This window comes from Nitrospira sp. (assembly GCA_029194675.1).
Classification (GTDB): domain Bacteria; phylum Nitrospirota; class Nitrospiria; order Nitrospirales; family Nitrospiraceae; genus Nitrospira_D.
On record JARFXP010000004.1, the window covers coordinates 29,235 to 44,118 of the forward strand.

At 55.8% G+C, this 14,884-nt stretch carries 13 protein-coding genes; 4 read left to right on the forward strand and 9 right to left on the reverse strand.

Features of this window, described 5'->3' with window-relative positions; translation table 11 throughout:
* Positions 1-987: an ATP-binding cassette domain-containing protein gene (locus tag P0120_18655; protein ID MDF0676333.1), complete on the reverse strand. Its 987-nt coding sequence runs from the start codon at positions 985-987 to the stop codon at positions 1-3.
* Between the two features lie 481 nt (positions 988-1,468).
* Here P0120_18655 and P0120_18660 point away from each other — a divergent pair, with 481 nt between their 5' ends.
* The 3 genes from P0120_18660 (at position 1,469) to P0120_18670 (ending at position 3,392) form a co-directional block, all read left to right on the forward strand.
* Positions 1,469-2,104: a septal ring lytic transglycosylase RlpA family protein gene (locus tag P0120_18660; protein ID MDF0676334.1), complete on the forward strand. Its 636-nt coding sequence runs from the start codon at positions 1,469-1,471 to the stop codon at positions 2,102-2,104.
* 204 nt (positions 2,105-2,308) lie between these two features.
* Complete coding sequence (locus P0120_18665) at positions 2,309-2,524, forward strand: hypothetical protein (GenBank protein ID MDF0676335.1); 216 nt, start codon at positions 2,309-2,311, stop codon at positions 2,522-2,524.
* Between the two features lie 37 nt (positions 2,525-2,561).
* Positions 2,562-3,392: a HEAT repeat domain-containing protein gene (locus tag P0120_18670; protein ID MDF0676336.1), complete on the forward strand. Its 831-nt coding sequence runs from the start codon at positions 2,562-2,564 to the stop codon at positions 3,390-3,392.
* A gap of 1 nt (position 3,393) precedes the next feature.
* Here P0120_18670 and P0120_18675 read toward each other — a convergent pair whose 3' ends face one another.
* The 8 genes from P0120_18675 to P0120_18710 form a co-directional block, all read right to left on the reverse strand.
* A complete protein-coding gene (locus P0120_18675) occupies positions 3,394-3,849 on the reverse strand; it encodes a hypothetical protein (protein ID MDF0676337.1) in 456 nt (151 codons plus the stop codon).
* A gap of 12 nt (positions 3,850-3,861) precedes the next feature.
* On the reverse strand, positions 3,862-5,271 hold the full coding sequence (locus tag P0120_18680) for a HEAT repeat domain-containing protein (protein ID MDF0676338.1): 1,410 nt from the start codon (positions 5,269-5,271) through the stop codon (positions 3,862-3,864).
* The gene (glgP, locus tag P0120_18685; protein ID MDF0676339.1) at positions 5,265-7,424 is read right to left on the reverse strand and encodes an alpha-glucan family phosphorylase; all 2,160 of its coding nucleotides are present in this window, start codon (positions 7,422-7,424) and stop codon (positions 5,265-5,267) included. The genes P0120_18680 and glgP overlap by 7 nt, the downstream gene beginning before the upstream one ends.
* Before the next feature lie 63 nt (positions 7,425-7,487).
* Complete coding sequence (locus tag P0120_18690) at positions 7,488-8,324, reverse strand: hypothetical protein (GenBank protein ID MDF0676340.1); 837 nt, start codon at positions 8,322-8,324, stop codon at positions 7,488-7,490.
* A 182-nt stretch (positions 8,325-8,506) separates the two neighbouring features.
* Positions 8,507-11,881 (reverse strand): NERD domain-containing protein, encoded by a 3,375-nt coding sequence (locus P0120_18695; protein ID MDF0676341.1) that lies wholly within the window; start codon positions 11,879-11,881, stop codon positions 8,507-8,509.
* Between the two features lie 111 nt (positions 11,882-11,992).
* The gene (locus tag P0120_18700; protein ID MDF0676342.1) at positions 11,993-12,637 is read right to left on the reverse strand and encodes a zeta toxin family protein; all 645 of its coding nucleotides are present in this window, start codon (positions 12,635-12,637) and stop codon (positions 11,993-11,995) included.
* Entirely contained in the window at positions 12,634-13,029 is a 396-nt protein-coding gene (locus P0120_18705) for a type II toxin-antitoxin system prevent-host-death family antitoxin (protein ID MDF0676343.1), read from the reverse strand. The genes P0120_18700 and P0120_18705 overlap by 4 nt, the downstream gene beginning before the upstream one ends.
* Before the next feature lie 468 nt (positions 13,030-13,497).
* Positions 13,498-14,262 carry a ribonuclease H-like domain-containing protein gene (locus P0120_18710; protein ID MDF0676344.1) on the reverse strand — a complete coding sequence of 255 codons (765 nt, stop codon included), beginning with the start codon at positions 14,260-14,262 and terminating at the stop codon, positions 13,498-13,500.
* Between the two features lie 292 nt (positions 14,263-14,554).
* Here P0120_18710 and P0120_18715 point away from each other — a divergent pair, with 292 nt between their 5' ends.
* Positions 14,555-14,866, forward strand: a complete 312-nt coding sequence (locus P0120_18715) for a hypothetical protein (GenBank protein ID MDF0676345.1) — start codon at positions 14,555-14,557, stop codon at positions 14,864-14,866.
* Positions 14,867-14,884 lie beyond the last annotated feature (18 nt).

Consider the following 14,884-nt stretch of genomic DNA (forward strand, 5'->3'; position numbering starts at 1 on the left):
CTACGCGTCCGTCCTTTCGGCGGAAGCCATGCCCACCATGGTCTCAGCCGGCTCGGAGAGGTGGTCCTCGTGACGCGTGAGCTGGAGGAAGACGTCTTCCAAGGTCATCGACACAGTGCGGAGCTCGAGCAATCCCCACTGATTGAACACGGCTACACGCGCGATCTCGTCCCGTAGATCACGACCCAGCTCGCATTCGATCAGAAAGCTTCCTCCCGCTTGCCCAGGAAAAACATTGAGAACGCCGGGAATCGCACGAAGCTTCATCTCACAGTCCGCCGGGCATGTTTTGAGCGTAATCGAAACTTTCTCCGATTGACGCAATCGAGCCGACAACTGTGCAGGGGTATCTTCGGCGACGATGCGGCCTTTATTGATGATGACGACCCGTTGGCAGACGGCCGTGGCCTCCGGGAGAATATGCGTGCTGAGGATCACGGTATGCGAGCCGGCCAGGCTCTTGATGAGCTCTCGAATTTCAATGATCTGCTTGGGATCAAGGCCCACCGTCGGTTCATCGAGGATCAGCACCTGAGGATCGTGTAACAACGATTGCGCGAGCCCCACTCGCTGGCGATAGCCGCGAGACAGGTTGCCGATCAGTCGATGGCGGACTGAGCCCAGCTCAAGTCGTTCAATAGATTGGTCGATTGCCGACGAGAGCTTCTGTCCCGAGATCCCACGGAGTCGTCCGGCAAAGGTCAGATATTCCACCACCGTCAGTTCTTGGTAGACCGGCGGCGTTTCCGGCAAATAGCCGATCTGTCGTTTCACTTCCAATGGCTGATCGGTACAATCAAACCCCGCCACGCGCGCCGTGCCTTCTGTCGCCGGCATGAAGCAGGTCAAAATCCGCATGGTGGTTGTTTTGCCCGCACCGTTGGGGCCAAGGAATGCCAACACCTCTCCCTTGGCCACCGAGAAGGTGACGCGATCGATAGCCGTATGATGGCCATACCGCTTGGTAATGTTTTGGACGTCGATCACGAATGTGATATTGGTGCGAACATCTGCGGAGTAATGGAGCGGTAGCGCTCTAGAAACTCTACCCTGTTGTTTGACTCGGGATCTTACTCATTCCGTCCGAGGCAGTCAATATCTAGGGTGGGATATCAGGGTCATCTACACAATACCGGGGACGTGGCGGCTCGAAGACGACTCTTCGTCACTCAGATGGATATCAACAGCTCCGCGAGGAGGAGGGCTTCGAAGAGGTTCGACGCGTTGCTGCCGACTCCGTTTGATCGACAGATGTTGAATTAAAGTCCCGACTCATTTATATAGAGGTGGCGAGGAAGCCTAGCCTTTGCGTTTTCGGTGCGATCACCTCTCGATTGTGGAACGGAGGAATCCATACGGAGGTGGGGGAACCGGTACTCCAGTCGGTATTGTCGAAGTCCCAGGCCTTTCATACTCTGAATCGACCAGAGGTCTCATTGCTCACAACAGAGGGAGGCGCGATACCCGCATGTACACTGAGCTTCGCCATAGTGGGCGCTCGTCATCCACATCCTTCGCTATAATCCTGTGCCTTTCGTTAGGGGCTTGTTCTTGGGTTCCCAAGGGGGATACGCAGCTGGATGTAGGGATCAAAGATCGAGGAGTCGCTTCGTGGTACGGTGAACAGTTTCATGGCAGACAGGCGGCGAACGGCGAGCTGTTCGATATGGAGGCGTTGACAGCTGCTCATCGGACCATGCCGCTCGGGAGTGTGGTGCGTGTGGTTAATTTGACGAATGGTAAACATGTCTATGTGCGGATTACCGACCGGGGGCCTTACGAGAAGGGCCGCATTCTCGATCTTTCTCATGGTGCGGCCGTCCGGTTGGGTATGGCGCACGGAGGGTTGGCGTATGTGCAGGTGGAGATTGTCGGCGAACGCCGCCCGGAACTGATGGTGCTGTCGGAACAATACTCAGACCAAGCTGCTTCACTTCTTGCCGATACGGGGTCGCGGACCGATCGGACGTCATCCGGGATGGCCCCTCCGGCTCGACAATTTCCAGGCGACCTCTGGATTGCAAGGCGGAATCGCTGGGCCCTTGCCATGCTCGCGGTGGCTCATCACATCTCCACTCCGGTCGCATCGTTGATCCTCAGTTAATTCCATTTTGTTGATGACATCGAGCGGGCCTCTCGGCCCCCTTTTCCTGTCGACACGAGACCTCGCATTCGTATTTCATCGAGGGTGATGACCGTGCTGAGCCTATCCAAGTTGACAGGGTGCAAAGCTCTCCACTAGACTGCACCTCCCTCGTCAGCAGCCGAGAATACGTTCAGTATATTATATAAGGGGAGGCATGGATCGATGGCCAAGAAGCGGGCAGAGGAACCGGATGAAGTGAAGTTGAAGAAGAAGATCGCCGCAAAGCTGACCACCCACAGCAACCTGGAGGGGGATGCCGCAGTCCGGTCATTGAGAAAACGGTTGAAGAGAGAACAGCGTAAGCGGCGGGCCCTCGCGCAGCGGAAGAAACGAGCAGCTGGAAGTACAGGTGCGGCTGCAACCCCTGCATCGACATAGTCCTTCAGCTGTCACAGTCAAGACAGGTACAGATTCCATGGCACAAGAACCGGAACAGTCTCCCCAAAGCAGCAACCCTCTCAGCAGGCAACCCGGTGACGGGCCCGTCGCCGATGCTGTGGTCGATCAGATGCAAGCTGGTTCTCCTGCTGCCGATGCGTTAGTGATCGGCCAAGATACCATCGCGCTTGACGAAGAGCAGGTGAAGGATGAAATCGACATCCAGATCGATCTGCTGGGCGATCCCGACTGGGTGGTCCGTCGCGAAGCGGTCATTACGCTGGGCGAGATGGGGGATGAGCGGTGCATCAAACCACTGGCCCGCGCATTGCGCGATGGTGATTGGCAGGTCCGGGAAGTCGCGATCGAAGCGATGGGACAATTGGGCTCTCTCGCCGTTGAGACCCTCCTCAAACTGCTCCGTGATTGGGATGTTCGTAGATCCGCCATCGCGGCGCTCGGGAAGATCCGTGACGAACGGGTGCTGGATCCTCTGATGCTTCAGCTTCGGAACGACGAGTTCAAAGACGATGCCGTTGATGCGTTGGTCGCACTTGGTGAACCGTCCGTCGTAAGGCTGATCGGAACCCTTCGGGACAAAGATGAAAATGTCCGCAAGTGCGCCGTGCTGGCCTTGGGACGGATCAAAAGCAGCGAGGCCATTGATCCGCTCATTACAATGCTCGGTGATAAAGATTGGTTTACGCGCCTGACAGCCGCCGCAGCGTTGGAATCGATCGGTGACGAGCGGGGCCGCGAGGCGATCAAGCCGCTGCTCAAAGACCCCGATATGGTCGTGAAGATGCGGGTGGAGCGGATTCTGGCAAAGTGGAAGAATCAACCGATCTCTTTACCGGCCAACGCCTGAGTTATGTATTCAGCAGTTGATCCATTTTCTGCTGGAGTTCGTCCAGCTTCTTCAGCGACACCGGTTTCCCCGTCTCGATGTCCGACTTCACCTTCCGTAGCGATCCGGCCATATCCAGTAAATCTTTGGTCGACTGATCGGGCTTGACTCCTTTTGTGATGTTCTCCACGGCATTGACGGCCTCGGACAATTCTTTCGCTGCGTCGCCGAAATTGCGATCGGTGAGGTGTGCCTTCGCCTGGATCAACCGAGATTTGGCCTCCACGAGGCCCTGACGCCGACGGAGATCGCGCTCGATCCCGCGTGTCGTGTCCAACACGTCTCTGGACACATCCTTCAACGACTGTTGAAGTTCCGCGACCGTTCGCTGCAACGTTCCAACCGGCCGCTGTCCGAGATAGTAGCCTGCTCCGAATGCCCCGACAAGCAACGCCACGACAACGAGAAATTTAATCATAGTGGTCCTCGGTTAGGAGCGTCGTTTCGACGAACTCCCGCGGGCCAGTTGTTGGAACAGGCTGCCGGCTGTCGCGATACGCACGGCCTCATCCGAGTCATGCAAGGCTTCCACCAAGATAGGGATGGCACCGGCGCTGCTTTTCCGCAGTCCCTTGGCGGCCATCAGGCGAGGAAGCGGCTGCTGGTCATGCAAGAGAGTTTGGAGCACCGCCAGGGCCTCCTTGTCGGCAGAGGCACTCAAGGCCTGCGCCGCTGCGCCGCGAATGGACGGGTCGGAATGCCGAGTCAGCTCGGTTGCCAGCGTGAGGGCGGACGGATCGTCGAGGCGAATCAACCCTTCCGCGGCGCTGGCGCGGACATGCAGATTCGGATCTCTGGTGAGTGCCGACAATAAGGGCCGGTTTCCCTTGATGCCGAGCTTTCCAAGACTTGCCGCAGCAACGCCGCGAACCATCGCCATTTCGTCTCCAATGGCATGCGTCAGCGGAGCCACGCCGTCCGGGGAGCCGAATTCTCCCAGTGCTCCGGCAGCGAACGCGCGCACCGATGGATCAGGATCATACACAGCTTGGGCCAGGACTGCCAGACTTGCCGGACGTTTGAGGCGTCCCAATACCCCCAGCGCTGCCATCCTCGTCTCTGCGTCCGGCAAGGTGGCCGCGCTGGTGATGTCGTCCAGCTTCTCGGAATGACCCAGCTTAAACAAGGCTGCATACGCAAAAATCGCTTCGGGTCCGTCTTCTGCACGCGCGACGTCGAGCAATCGCTGTTGAACGTCGGTGGCGTTCGCCTCGCCGAGCGCGGTCATGGCGGCGATGCGCACGGTCGGCATCTCATCCCGCAATGCACGTCGCAAGGCGCCGGACTTTGCCGCCAGCCCTGCTTTTCCGATCGCTTCTGCGGCCCGCGCTCGTACGACGACGGAGGGATCGAGCAAACCATCTTCCAAAATCGCGACGGTTTCCGGTAGCCCTAATTCCGCGAGGGCCGAGTAGGCCGCGATGCGGACATGCTCTTTGCGATCACGAACATGGCTCGTGATGACTCCCAGTGCCACTAGACGAAGGAGCGACGCATCATGAGGCTGTCCAGGCTGGATCAATTTCCCATAGACCGTCAGGGCTTCGTCTGCTCGTCCCAAGCGTACATAACTCAGCACGGCGAGACGGAGGAATTCGTTCGAGGGTGTCGCGTCGGGCGGAAGACTTCGGTAGAGCGATGTCACTTCGGAGTAGTCACCGGCTTTGAAGAGGGATGCGGCTTTCGATTCGACCGTGGAAGAGGTTCCGACCGATGCAGCAAAGAGAGGCGCGGCGATGAGGAGCAGAATGAGGGCGCCGATGACGCGCGTCATTGTGATTGGATCGGAAGGCAGGTCGCGCAGCAGATGACGATCCGCTGCGCCGAACCGAGTTACCATGTCGTCGGTAGCCGCACAGTGGCGGCGCGGTACAGCAGACCAACATAGTCCTTCAACATGCGCGTGGTGCAGAACTGGGGCGCGATCGTACGGATACATTCTTTGACCATTTGGAGCCAACCCCGAGGGATTCCGTCGCGATCGCGCTGATAGAACAGCGGGACGGCTTCCTGTTCCAACACACGATAGACCTGCTCCACATCATGTTGGTCTTGCGCCTGCGCGTCGGCCGGCTCGGTCAAGGGTTGGATTCCCCACCCATTGGCCCCGTTATACCCTTCGACCCACCATCCATCGAGAACACTGAGGTTCAACACGCCGTTCAGGGCGGCTTTCATGCCGCTGGTGCCGCTGGCCTCCATCGGAAAGCGAGGGGTGTTCAACCAGATGTCGACGCCTTGGACGAGATACTTCGCCATGTGCATCTCGTAATCTTCCAGGAAGGCGAGGCGGCCTCCCAGCTTGTGGTCATGGCAGAAGGTCAGCACCTCGTGAATGAAGTATCGACCCAGCTCGTCGGCAGGATGGGCCTTGCCTGCAAAAATGAGTTGGACCGGCCTCCAGCGGTCTTGGAGGAGCGCCTTCAACCGTTCCAGTTCTTGGAAGAGCAACGTGGCCCGTTTGTACGTCGCGAACCGTCTGGCAAATCCAATGGTTAATGCTTCGGGGTCCAGGAGTGTGCCGCGCGTGAGGACTTGGGACGGCTGCAAATGGCCCTGCATCCAGCCGTCTCTGGCTCGTTCACGGATGAATCCCATCAGTTTCCGCTTCATCGTTTGCCGAACCGCCCACAGCTCATGGTCGGGAACATCCATCACCCGCTGCCACATGATGGGATCATCGCAGGTGTGGGTCCAGGTCGGGCTGAGCGACTTGCTGTACAGATGGTGCAGCTCCGCCGAGATCCAAGTCGGCGCATGAATGCCGTTCGTTACGCTGCGGATTGGGACCTGGTCGATCGGCAGCCCCGGCCAGAAATGCTGCCACATGTCGCGAGTCACGCGGCCATGTTCGCGGCTGACGCCGTTGACGTGGGCCGACAGGCGCATGACCAGCGCGGTCATGTTGAATCCGTGCCCGCTCGACTCGGGAGTTTCGCCCAGGTGGAGAAATTCGTCGCGCGAGAGGCCCAGCTGCTCCCAGTAGCCGGCAAAATATCGATCCATCAGATGGTGCGGGAAGACGTCATGCCCGGCCGGCACCGGTGTGTGCGTCGTGAAGACGGTGCTCTGACGGACCAGCTCGCTGGCTTCCGCATGGGTCGAACCCGTTTGAACAAACTCGCGGACCCGCTCCAAGGTGAGAAAGGCTGAGTGACCTTCGTTGGCATGCCACACTGATGGTGAGATGCCGAGCGAGCGCAACATGCGCACGCCGCCGATCCCCAGCAAAATTTCCTGACAGAGCCGCATTTCTTGATCCCCGCCGTAGAGACGGGCGGAGAGGGCGCGATCCTCCGGACTGTTCTCCGGCACATCCGTATCGATGAGAAAGAGCGGGATTCTTCCCACCAGCACTTTCCACACTGCTGCGGTCACGCGGCGACTGCCCATTTCAACGGCAAATCGGCATGACTCTCCAGACGGAGTCAGGGCCGGATGAACCGGAGATTCCTCGCGGTTGAAGGGGGAGTAGGCCGCCTCTTGCCAACCTTCCGGCGTGATCCGCTGGCGGAAATACCCTTGCGGGTACATGAATCCGATGCCGACGATCGGCAAGCCAAGATCGCTCGCCTCTTTACAATGGTCTCCGGCCAAGATCCCGAGACCGCCGCTATAAATAGGAACAGAGGCATGTAACCCAAACTCAGCGGAGAAATACGCAATGGTGGTCTTTGTCAAATCGGCATGGTTCGTTCCGGCCCAACTCTTCTTGTTGGCAAGATACTCGTCGAACAAGCGGAACACCGCCGAGTATTGCCGGAGAAACGACGGGTCTTCGGCCAATCGTGTCAACCGGTCGGGTTTGACATCGGACAAGAGTTTGACCGGGTTGTGGTTCGTGAGGAACCACAGGGTCGGATCGATTAGTTCGAACAGCTGGCGAGCTTCCAATGTCCAACTCCACCAGAGATTTTGCGCCAGTTCGGGCAGACGCTTGAGGCTCTGGGGAAGCGACCCGGAGGAACTCTTCACCGCATTACGTACATCCACAAACACTCCTTTGGTCAAGATCATGCATTCGGTATCGGCAACGGCGGGCGATCACCGGCTGGGTCAGGCGTGGCCTGCCTTATGCCACGAAGCCCAGTCTCTGGAGAATGCCACGGCGGCATACCGTTCGCCAACGATTTTTGCGACTCTGTTCAAGAGTTTGGTGAGTTGCTGGAGTTCGGAGGGGGTGAGGTCCTCACGGAACCGTGGGTGGAGTCCCCAACGCGTCTCGACTTCTTCACCTGTCACACTCGACATCACGCTGACGAGTTTGATCTCTTGGCCGGTCGATTTTTTCTGTTCAGTTAAGGTCTCAACGGGGAGAGGCGCGGTCTGTGATGCTTCCTGAGAGGGAGGAACCTGCCCTTGTAGTACCGCACTGAGGGCCGGCACGACGGCGCTGGCACAGAGCGTCGCCGCTGAGCTGAGTTGCGCATTGCCGGCTGCGCCGAGGGCGTCAGCCACTTTGTCGCCGAACTCGCGGAACATTTCGTTCTTGGTCTTGGAGTCTTCGGAGATCAAAAACTTATATCTCTCATAGGTCTGTCGACTTTCTGCGACGGTCGTGCCGATCGTCAGCACGATTTCCATCTGATCCGCGTTGTTCCCAAACGCCGGCTCCAGCACATGCTTCAACTGTTGCGTTACGGCGTCTTCCAACCCGTTCATGAATTCCATCTGGTCCTTCAGCGGGATATGCAGAGCCACCAGCCGGTCCGTGAGATTGAACATGACCTTGAGAAATTCCAGGTAGATGCCCCACTCATCCTGGCGCTTGAGCTTCAGTGCCTGGTCGGGGGCATTGCGCTTCATCATCGTGACCGATTCGCCCGACACAGCGAGCATCAGCTCGGCCAGCTGACGGAGGCGTTCCCTATATTCGGGTTTAGCAGTGGTCATAAGTGTTCCCATGAGCAACGCGGATTATAACGGAGACATGAGAGGGGAGAAAAGAGGTGGGCGGAAGAAGTTACTTCTTAAGCCGTCGGGAACCATCGATCGAAAATTAGGCGCCTCGTGTTCATGATTGAGAGGCATATTTACGGCCTTAGAAGTTAGAGGTGAACGATATACCGATGACGTTATTCGCCTCGTTTTCGGATCGAGCGGATGGCTTCAACTGAAGTCTGGCCGTAGTCCGGTGTTTCAGTCAATGTCTCCAACACTTTTATACTCGATAATGTACCAAGTTCACCGAGAAGTTCGATGAGGAACATAGTCCGTCTGTTTTTCTGAAATGAAGCCGAACGCTCAAAGATGGTGATGAGCCTTTCTCGGTTGACCAAACCAAATTCCAGCAATGATTGCACTATGTCCTGAAAGTCGGCGGCTAATTCTCGAAGGCCCTTTATGGGAAGCTTCATATCTAGTGACGGACCAGCATTCCACAGATGCATCAACGGGTCGATGGCTTCGAAAGGAATCTCTTTCCTCAACTTCTCCCAAAGGGGCGTACACTTCGCCAGGATGTCCTCATGAGATAGTGTCGATTTATTTCCCCAGAACAAGATCTCCCCATAGAGCTGCCAAGCACGTTTCGCGTCTGAGTCTAGGTTGGCCAGTTGTGCCGGGAAGGGTCGAAAAATGGCACATCCACATTGTGCGAGTGCAAATACGCGAGCAGTTTCCTGTATGTTCATGGATTCCACGTCTATTTCTGTCGCCCATCTCTCAAATGCAGGCGATGCCCTTGCATCGCGCAATGTGATCAGCTCTTCAAGGATGTAATCACAGGCAAATCCATAGCTGGGAGCTCCAAGCGAACCTCGTGTATAGAGGGTAACGAGGTCATCTTTGGACAGCTCACGGATTGCAGTGTAATAAGCGCCCTGAAATACATCCTCGAATTGCTTGCTTATTGCCGAATACGCCCATTCTCGGGCTTGCTGGGTATCGACTGCCGTAATAATCTCGTCAATCTCCTTGGCTGCGCTTTCAGCATCGACCGTCGGCTCGATCAAGTCGTAAGCCATACTTGTTTCCACCAATTGTGTATTGAGGAAAAGGTTGTTCGTTTCAAACCCAGAAAGTACTTCAACAATCTCATCTCGCAAAGGTCCGATTGTTTCATGTGCGCACCCCTGAACGAATTGAAGCGCTTGCAGTTGGAGATGATAGAGCTCAGTGCACCAGGATAGTCGTAAGAGTTTCGGGAGATAACTTGGAGGTTCGCCCTTCCAGTGCCACCGTCTAAGCAAGAGGCAACACACATACAATTCACCAGGCGTAGGACGCTCCGAGCCTTCAAGTATCCTTGAGATTTTTGGAAGTACCGGCAGAACCAGTTGGGAATTCCATGAGTTATGGCATGACGTAGCAATTAACGAAGTAGGCCATGCTGCCGTGCTACCGGGATGTTGGACAACATACATCTCTGCAAACCATTGCTCTCTGTGCTTTCTGTTTTCAGGAGGCCATCTCTTTACTATTTGGTCTACATTCGTGTCAGTCCGTCGGATCAATGATAAAGTTTCATCCAACAAGATGTCTTCGTACAAGGCCTGTCCTACTGCGCTCAAAAGAACCATGTCATAGCTCGATAAGGTTCGACGACCCGATACAAGCAACAGAGTCTTGTCATCTTGATCCTCAATGCGGGCTCTGAACTCCATTGCATTGATAAAACATGCATGTAGGACCTGTTCTGCGTCCTTCAGCGCTAAGCTCCTTGCGAGCGGCCCCCAAATACCACGTAAGCAGGCCAAGACTGTCTCAACATCTTCCAAGGCAACCAGCGTATTTCGTAACACCGTGTCATCACTGATCATCGGGATTACTAGGTCAGATAAATGTCGATGGCGCGGGCGAGCGAGATTTGAGGGCAGGAGCTGCCTCTCCGGATTGTGTCGCAGAAACGCTTCGGCTTCAAAATACAACTGGAATTGTTCGTGGCGAAAAGAGCCGCGGTTGTAGCGAACCTCTACGAGATTGGACTGTAAGGCACTAGTGAGCAGATCGATAGAGGAAGACGGATGGTCAGAAATAGTTGATGCAATCTGTTCTATCTCCCGAAGCGGAAGACTATAGGTAAACTGATCCGCCATTGCCTCCGCCATCCTCATGAAGAGCTCACGGACCCTTAGCGGCTCGCCAGTCCTCTCCGTAAGGCGACGCGTATAGGTTTCCAGCAAATCAGCCTTTGTCATGTGGGGCACACTTGCCATAGAATCTGAAAGACATTGCCCCGCCAGGCTCAATTCAAGAGGAGTCTTAAACGGCTGTAGCAAGCTCGCCACGTCTCCATGGAAGTCACCCGAGTGCGCCTCAAAGACGGCCTTTCTCTCCTCCAAAGAGAGGTCAGCAAAAGTCAGTGTTTCACCCCTGAGATGCTGCGGTAGCTGTAGCTGACTCTGAGCGGTGATAATGACGGGAAGCGGTTCTTTGAGAACCAAAGATTGGAGTTCCTGCAAGAATCTGTCTTTCTTATCATGAGGACATTCGTTGAACGCATCCACAAGCAGGGCTGTCCGTTTATTGAGAGTCTTGCATCGATGCATTAAGTCCGCAAAGTTACCCGGATGAAGGTAGGACACGCTCACATCGAGAAGATGTGACAGGTCGCCGTCATAGTTTTTCACCTGCACAAAGATGATGACGATGCCGTTCGCTAGAGACTGCAAGGCGATGTGAAGAAGTAGTTCTGTTTTCCCGCTTCCAGAAGGTCCGATGATTTGGTAGTGCTTGCCCTCCGAAATGATCCCGATCACCTCTGTAGTTTTACATGTGCGGTCTGTCCCTCGAAGCGTAAGAGGAACAAGCTTTCCAATCCGCGGCCTCCAAAAATCATAAAAACGTTCGACATAGCTTGAGACCGACGAGAGAGCCTCATCAGCTGTAGTGTCTCGGAGCTGGCTATCTTTCTCCCATTTCGTCAACGCGAGATACATGACAAGGGCTTGCCATTGCTTCTTGTTCCAGTTTGGTGATCGTGAGCCTGTGAGAGTTAGAGTTTTCAGACACTCCCGGTAGCCGACTACCTTGGCTTTAAAGTTTCCTTCTGTCACAGTCGAGCCCATTGGGATTTCAGGATAAATGCAAACAATTCCTTCTACAGATTGGTAAAAGTAGTCATTGCCAGGGATGAGCCACTGGTCTGGGTGTTTTGCAGAAAGCTTGCGGACTTCATCACTAAGCGCATACTTGCATTGGACAGCTTGCGTATGAGGATTGGGTAAGAGGAGCTTCTTTCTCGACCCGTCTGGCAGAACCAAAGCCCACTCACCGTTAATTTCGCCCTCCACTGGCTGGTTAAATGCCTTCAGTTCGATGAGTGCCGCACAGCGCTCCGTCACAACAAAAAAGTCGATCTGGCGAGGACGAGTCGGCGGGGTGAAGTTTGCTAGGATGATGGCCGCACAATTGGCTTGACGAAGATCATCACAGATGTGATTGAGGAAGGATCTTTCGGATTGCTGTTCTAGCGGAGAGCCGATGTAAACGTCGATGGAAGTTGTCACGCGGTTGTCTACCATTAGTGCCAGTAACTATGAAAGAAAGATAACGCGAGGTGTGAGAAAGGTGTCAAGCGGAAATCGAGGTAGGTTTGTGATCATGAGCATCGAACGAGTTTATGAGCGGTGCAGCTTGAGCGCTGCGGCGACGATCGGTTTGGCCCAGTTCGGCGTGGATGCCAGGTCCGGCGGACCGAGAATTCTGCCATGTTCCATATGCAGCACCGGTTTCAGCTGCGGTGTTCGGCCTGCTGAAGGGTTTGCGTCCGCGCTGTTGTCGTACATGTGGAGGGTGGTGAAGAGCGGAAGCAGGGCGATGAGGTTGAGACGGCTATGTTCGTAGCGGCGATGGATGTCGTGCGGGGGAATGTCGTGCCCGCCTCGGCTGACTCGGGCCTGCACGCGTACGATGTGTAATTCCGGGCTGGACAGTCCCACGTACCAGACATGCACCTCGATGCCCTGTTCGGCTGCTTGTGCAAGGAGGCTTGTGATGGTTTTCCCGCCGAGGGTGGTCTCAAAGGTAAAGTCTAGGCGCTTTTCGATCGCCCACTTCAGCAGCCTCACGCCCTGATGCCAAGCTGCGCCGTTGGCGTCTGCCTGTGTTAGCGTAGGATCTTTCTCCCTGAGGGCGCGGGCCGCTTCGTCCGGATTGAAATATTCGCCTCCGTGTTGACGGACAGCCGCGCCGCCGATGCTGCTCTTCCCCGCCCCATTGACGCCGGCCAGCACATGAATACGTGGCCGACGGGAAGTGCTCATGCCCGCATGGCAGACGCACGCCGCGCACGCTTGCGCGCCGGTGCGCGATGCTTTTTGGCAGCCGTGGCTGCGGCGCGCCCAAGTTCCTCTGGAGAGGCGTTGAAGGCGGCCTCTACACCCTTCCGCGCTTGCCTCGTCTGCATGCGGGCCAGCGATTCGTCGAACTCCTCGTTCAGATCGTCCAGCGAACGGCTGCGTTCTTTCACCAGCGATTCGAACTCGGCGAACGAGAGGAGCACGGCCTTGGGCCTATCGTGACGAGTAATGACGACCGCGCCGCTCTGCAGCGTTTTCTCTAGGATCGCGCCGAACTCGTTCTTGACTTTCGTGGCTGCGACGGTGGAGATGTCCATAAGCTCTCCACGGCTGTTTCTGAATGTGAGCTTCGGCATGATGTCTCGAAAGGAATTAATAATTAATACAGCTAAATTGTACATATTAGCTATTTATCGGTCAAGTGTGTGCAAACCGTGAAAGTGTGGACCGTTACCAACCACTGTCGGGCGGCCCTCACAAGGTTATGGCTTCTTAATCGAGAACGAAACGCACGAGAGAAGCATGGGATCGGATCTTGAATCGTGCAGCCGCCTTCTCTGACCGCCGGACAGGTGCTCGGCTCTGCTACTGGACAGCCGGCAACGATAAGCGCTAGGCTGAACCTGAACCTTAACCTAAACGAGTAGGTAGCCCATGCCTGGAATGTTTGGTGCCCATCCTCCGCTCATGTTGATCGCTATCGCGATTGTCGTGATAGCGGCTGTGGTGTTCGCCTTGATGACGGCAGGTTATTGAGGAATGAGTGATCGGACAGAAGTGCGGGGCGTATCGATCGCTCCACGGTCATAGTAGCCTATCCCCAATTATCCAACAGTTGACTTGATGCCAACTTCTAACCGGCGGACCATTTCGCAGTAGAAGGTATCGGCCAGCCGCTCCAGATTCACGCAATCCGCTTCGTTGTAGCCGAGTAGCCGTTCTCTGGCGTTCCCATCATGACTGTGTCGCCATCGATTCCAGAGCAACACCGCATCATGGCCGTTCAAGCCCTGCAGATCAGAGGCGCGAGTAATCTCCAATTGCGCTTCAATAGCCTTGAGTCCGCCTCGATACCCGAGCTGCCGACCCATAAAACAGAGGTCGATGTGGGGTTGGTCTAGGGGAAGGTCCGGATACTGCGCGAGCAACATCGGCACATCGAACGTCGTCCCGCAAAACGTCACCAGTAGATCGTACTGCGACAATTCATCCGCAAGCTGCCGGACATTCAGCGACTCACCGCGGACGAACGAGGTAAACCGGCCGCGACCGTAGCACCCTACGACCGTGATCTGTCCGCACGAATCGGTTTCGATGTCCAGATACACCGCCCGCTCACGAAGCCATTCGTAGAGCCGCCACTGCTCTCGCTGAGGCAGGACTGCGCCGAAGTAGCGTGCATCGTCTCGCGTATAATGTGCTTGAGCTTCCGAGATGCCCTCGTCATACAGCGCCTTCCGGCCTGCGCTGATACCCCGAATGGAAGGAGCAACGAGGAAATCCGACCAGGTGGTCATCCCTTCCCGCCACAGTCGGCGTTCCGTGATGCGTCCTACCCCTGGAAGCAAGCAGAAGGTGGAGGTGATCATGTTTGATCTATCACAAATACATGAGACGATTTCAACGTCTATAAGTCAAAATTGAAGAACGGGCCACCGCGTTCGCTTGAGACCTGTCTGGCATGTGCAGGTGCTTGTACAACCCCGGCGACAGCAGTACAACGAGAAACCGCCACATCGCTCGCTCAGCTTGTGGCCCACCTGCACAGGATATCCTCCCGCTATCATGTACATAAGTGACGGACATCCTGGTACACTGATCGGAGACGGCACCGAGTAGATCTCGCACACACTCATGCTGCTCATATGCGAACCGTCCCTCATGAAGAAAGGAAAGATGGCCATGGACCGGCTTGTGTTGGGAGTACTGGGCGGTCTTATTTTTCTGGTCATGAGCATAGTCAGCCTGCCCAATTCCGTTCTTGCTCTTCCTCCCGTTCAGGGAGAAATTGTCTCCATGACGGTCGGTGTTCCGGGAACGATGGTCATTCGAGACGACAAAGGGCAGCTCCATATTCTGAACCTCACGCAACAAACTCAGCTCGGTGGTCAGTTTAAGGTCGGTGACAAGGTGCTGGCCTTCTTCAGCCCCTATGGCGTGAGCGCTGTTCAGCTCCAGAGTGGAAATCGTTAGCCCGGCTCGCTGTAAAGA

Bases quoted from the DNA above. Each gene is read 5' to 3' on its own strand.
- P0120_18670 (MDF0676336.1), top strand. From the start codon at position 2,562: ATGGCACAAGAACCGGAACAGTCTCCCCAAAGCAGCAACCCTCTCAGC.
- P0120_18715 (MDF0676345.1), top strand. From the start codon at position 14,555: ATGAAGAAAGGAAAGATGGCCATGGACCGGCTTGTGTTGGGAGTACTG.
- P0120_18710 (MDF0676344.1), bottom strand. From the start codon at position 14,262: ATGATCACCTCCACCTTCTGCTTGCTTCCAGGGGTAGGACGCATCACG.
- P0120_18675 (MDF0676337.1), bottom strand. From the start codon at position 3,849: ATGATTAAATTTCTCGTTGTCGTGGCGTTGCTTGTCGGGGCATTCGGA.
- P0120_18705 (MDF0676343.1), bottom strand. From the start codon at position 13,029: ATGCCGAAGCTCACATTCAGAAACAGCCGTGGAGAGCTTATGGACATC.
- P0120_18690 (MDF0676340.1), bottom strand. From the start codon at position 8,324: ATGACCACTGCTAAACCCGAATATAGGGAACGCCTCCGTCAGCTGGCC.
- P0120_18665 (MDF0676335.1), top strand. From the start codon at position 2,309: ATGGCCAAGAAGCGGGCAGAGGAACCGGATGAAGTGAAGTTGAAGAAG.
- P0120_18700 (MDF0676342.1), bottom strand. From the start codon at position 12,637: ATGAGCACTTCCCGTCGGCCACGTATTCATGTGCTGGCCGGCGTCAAT.
- P0120_18680 (MDF0676338.1), bottom strand. From the start codon at position 5,271: ATGGTAACTCGGTTCGGCGCAGCGGATCGTCATCTGCTGCGCGACCTG.
- P0120_18660 (MDF0676334.1), top strand. From the start codon at position 1,469: ATGTACACTGAGCTTCGCCATAGTGGGCGCTCGTCATCCACATCCTTC.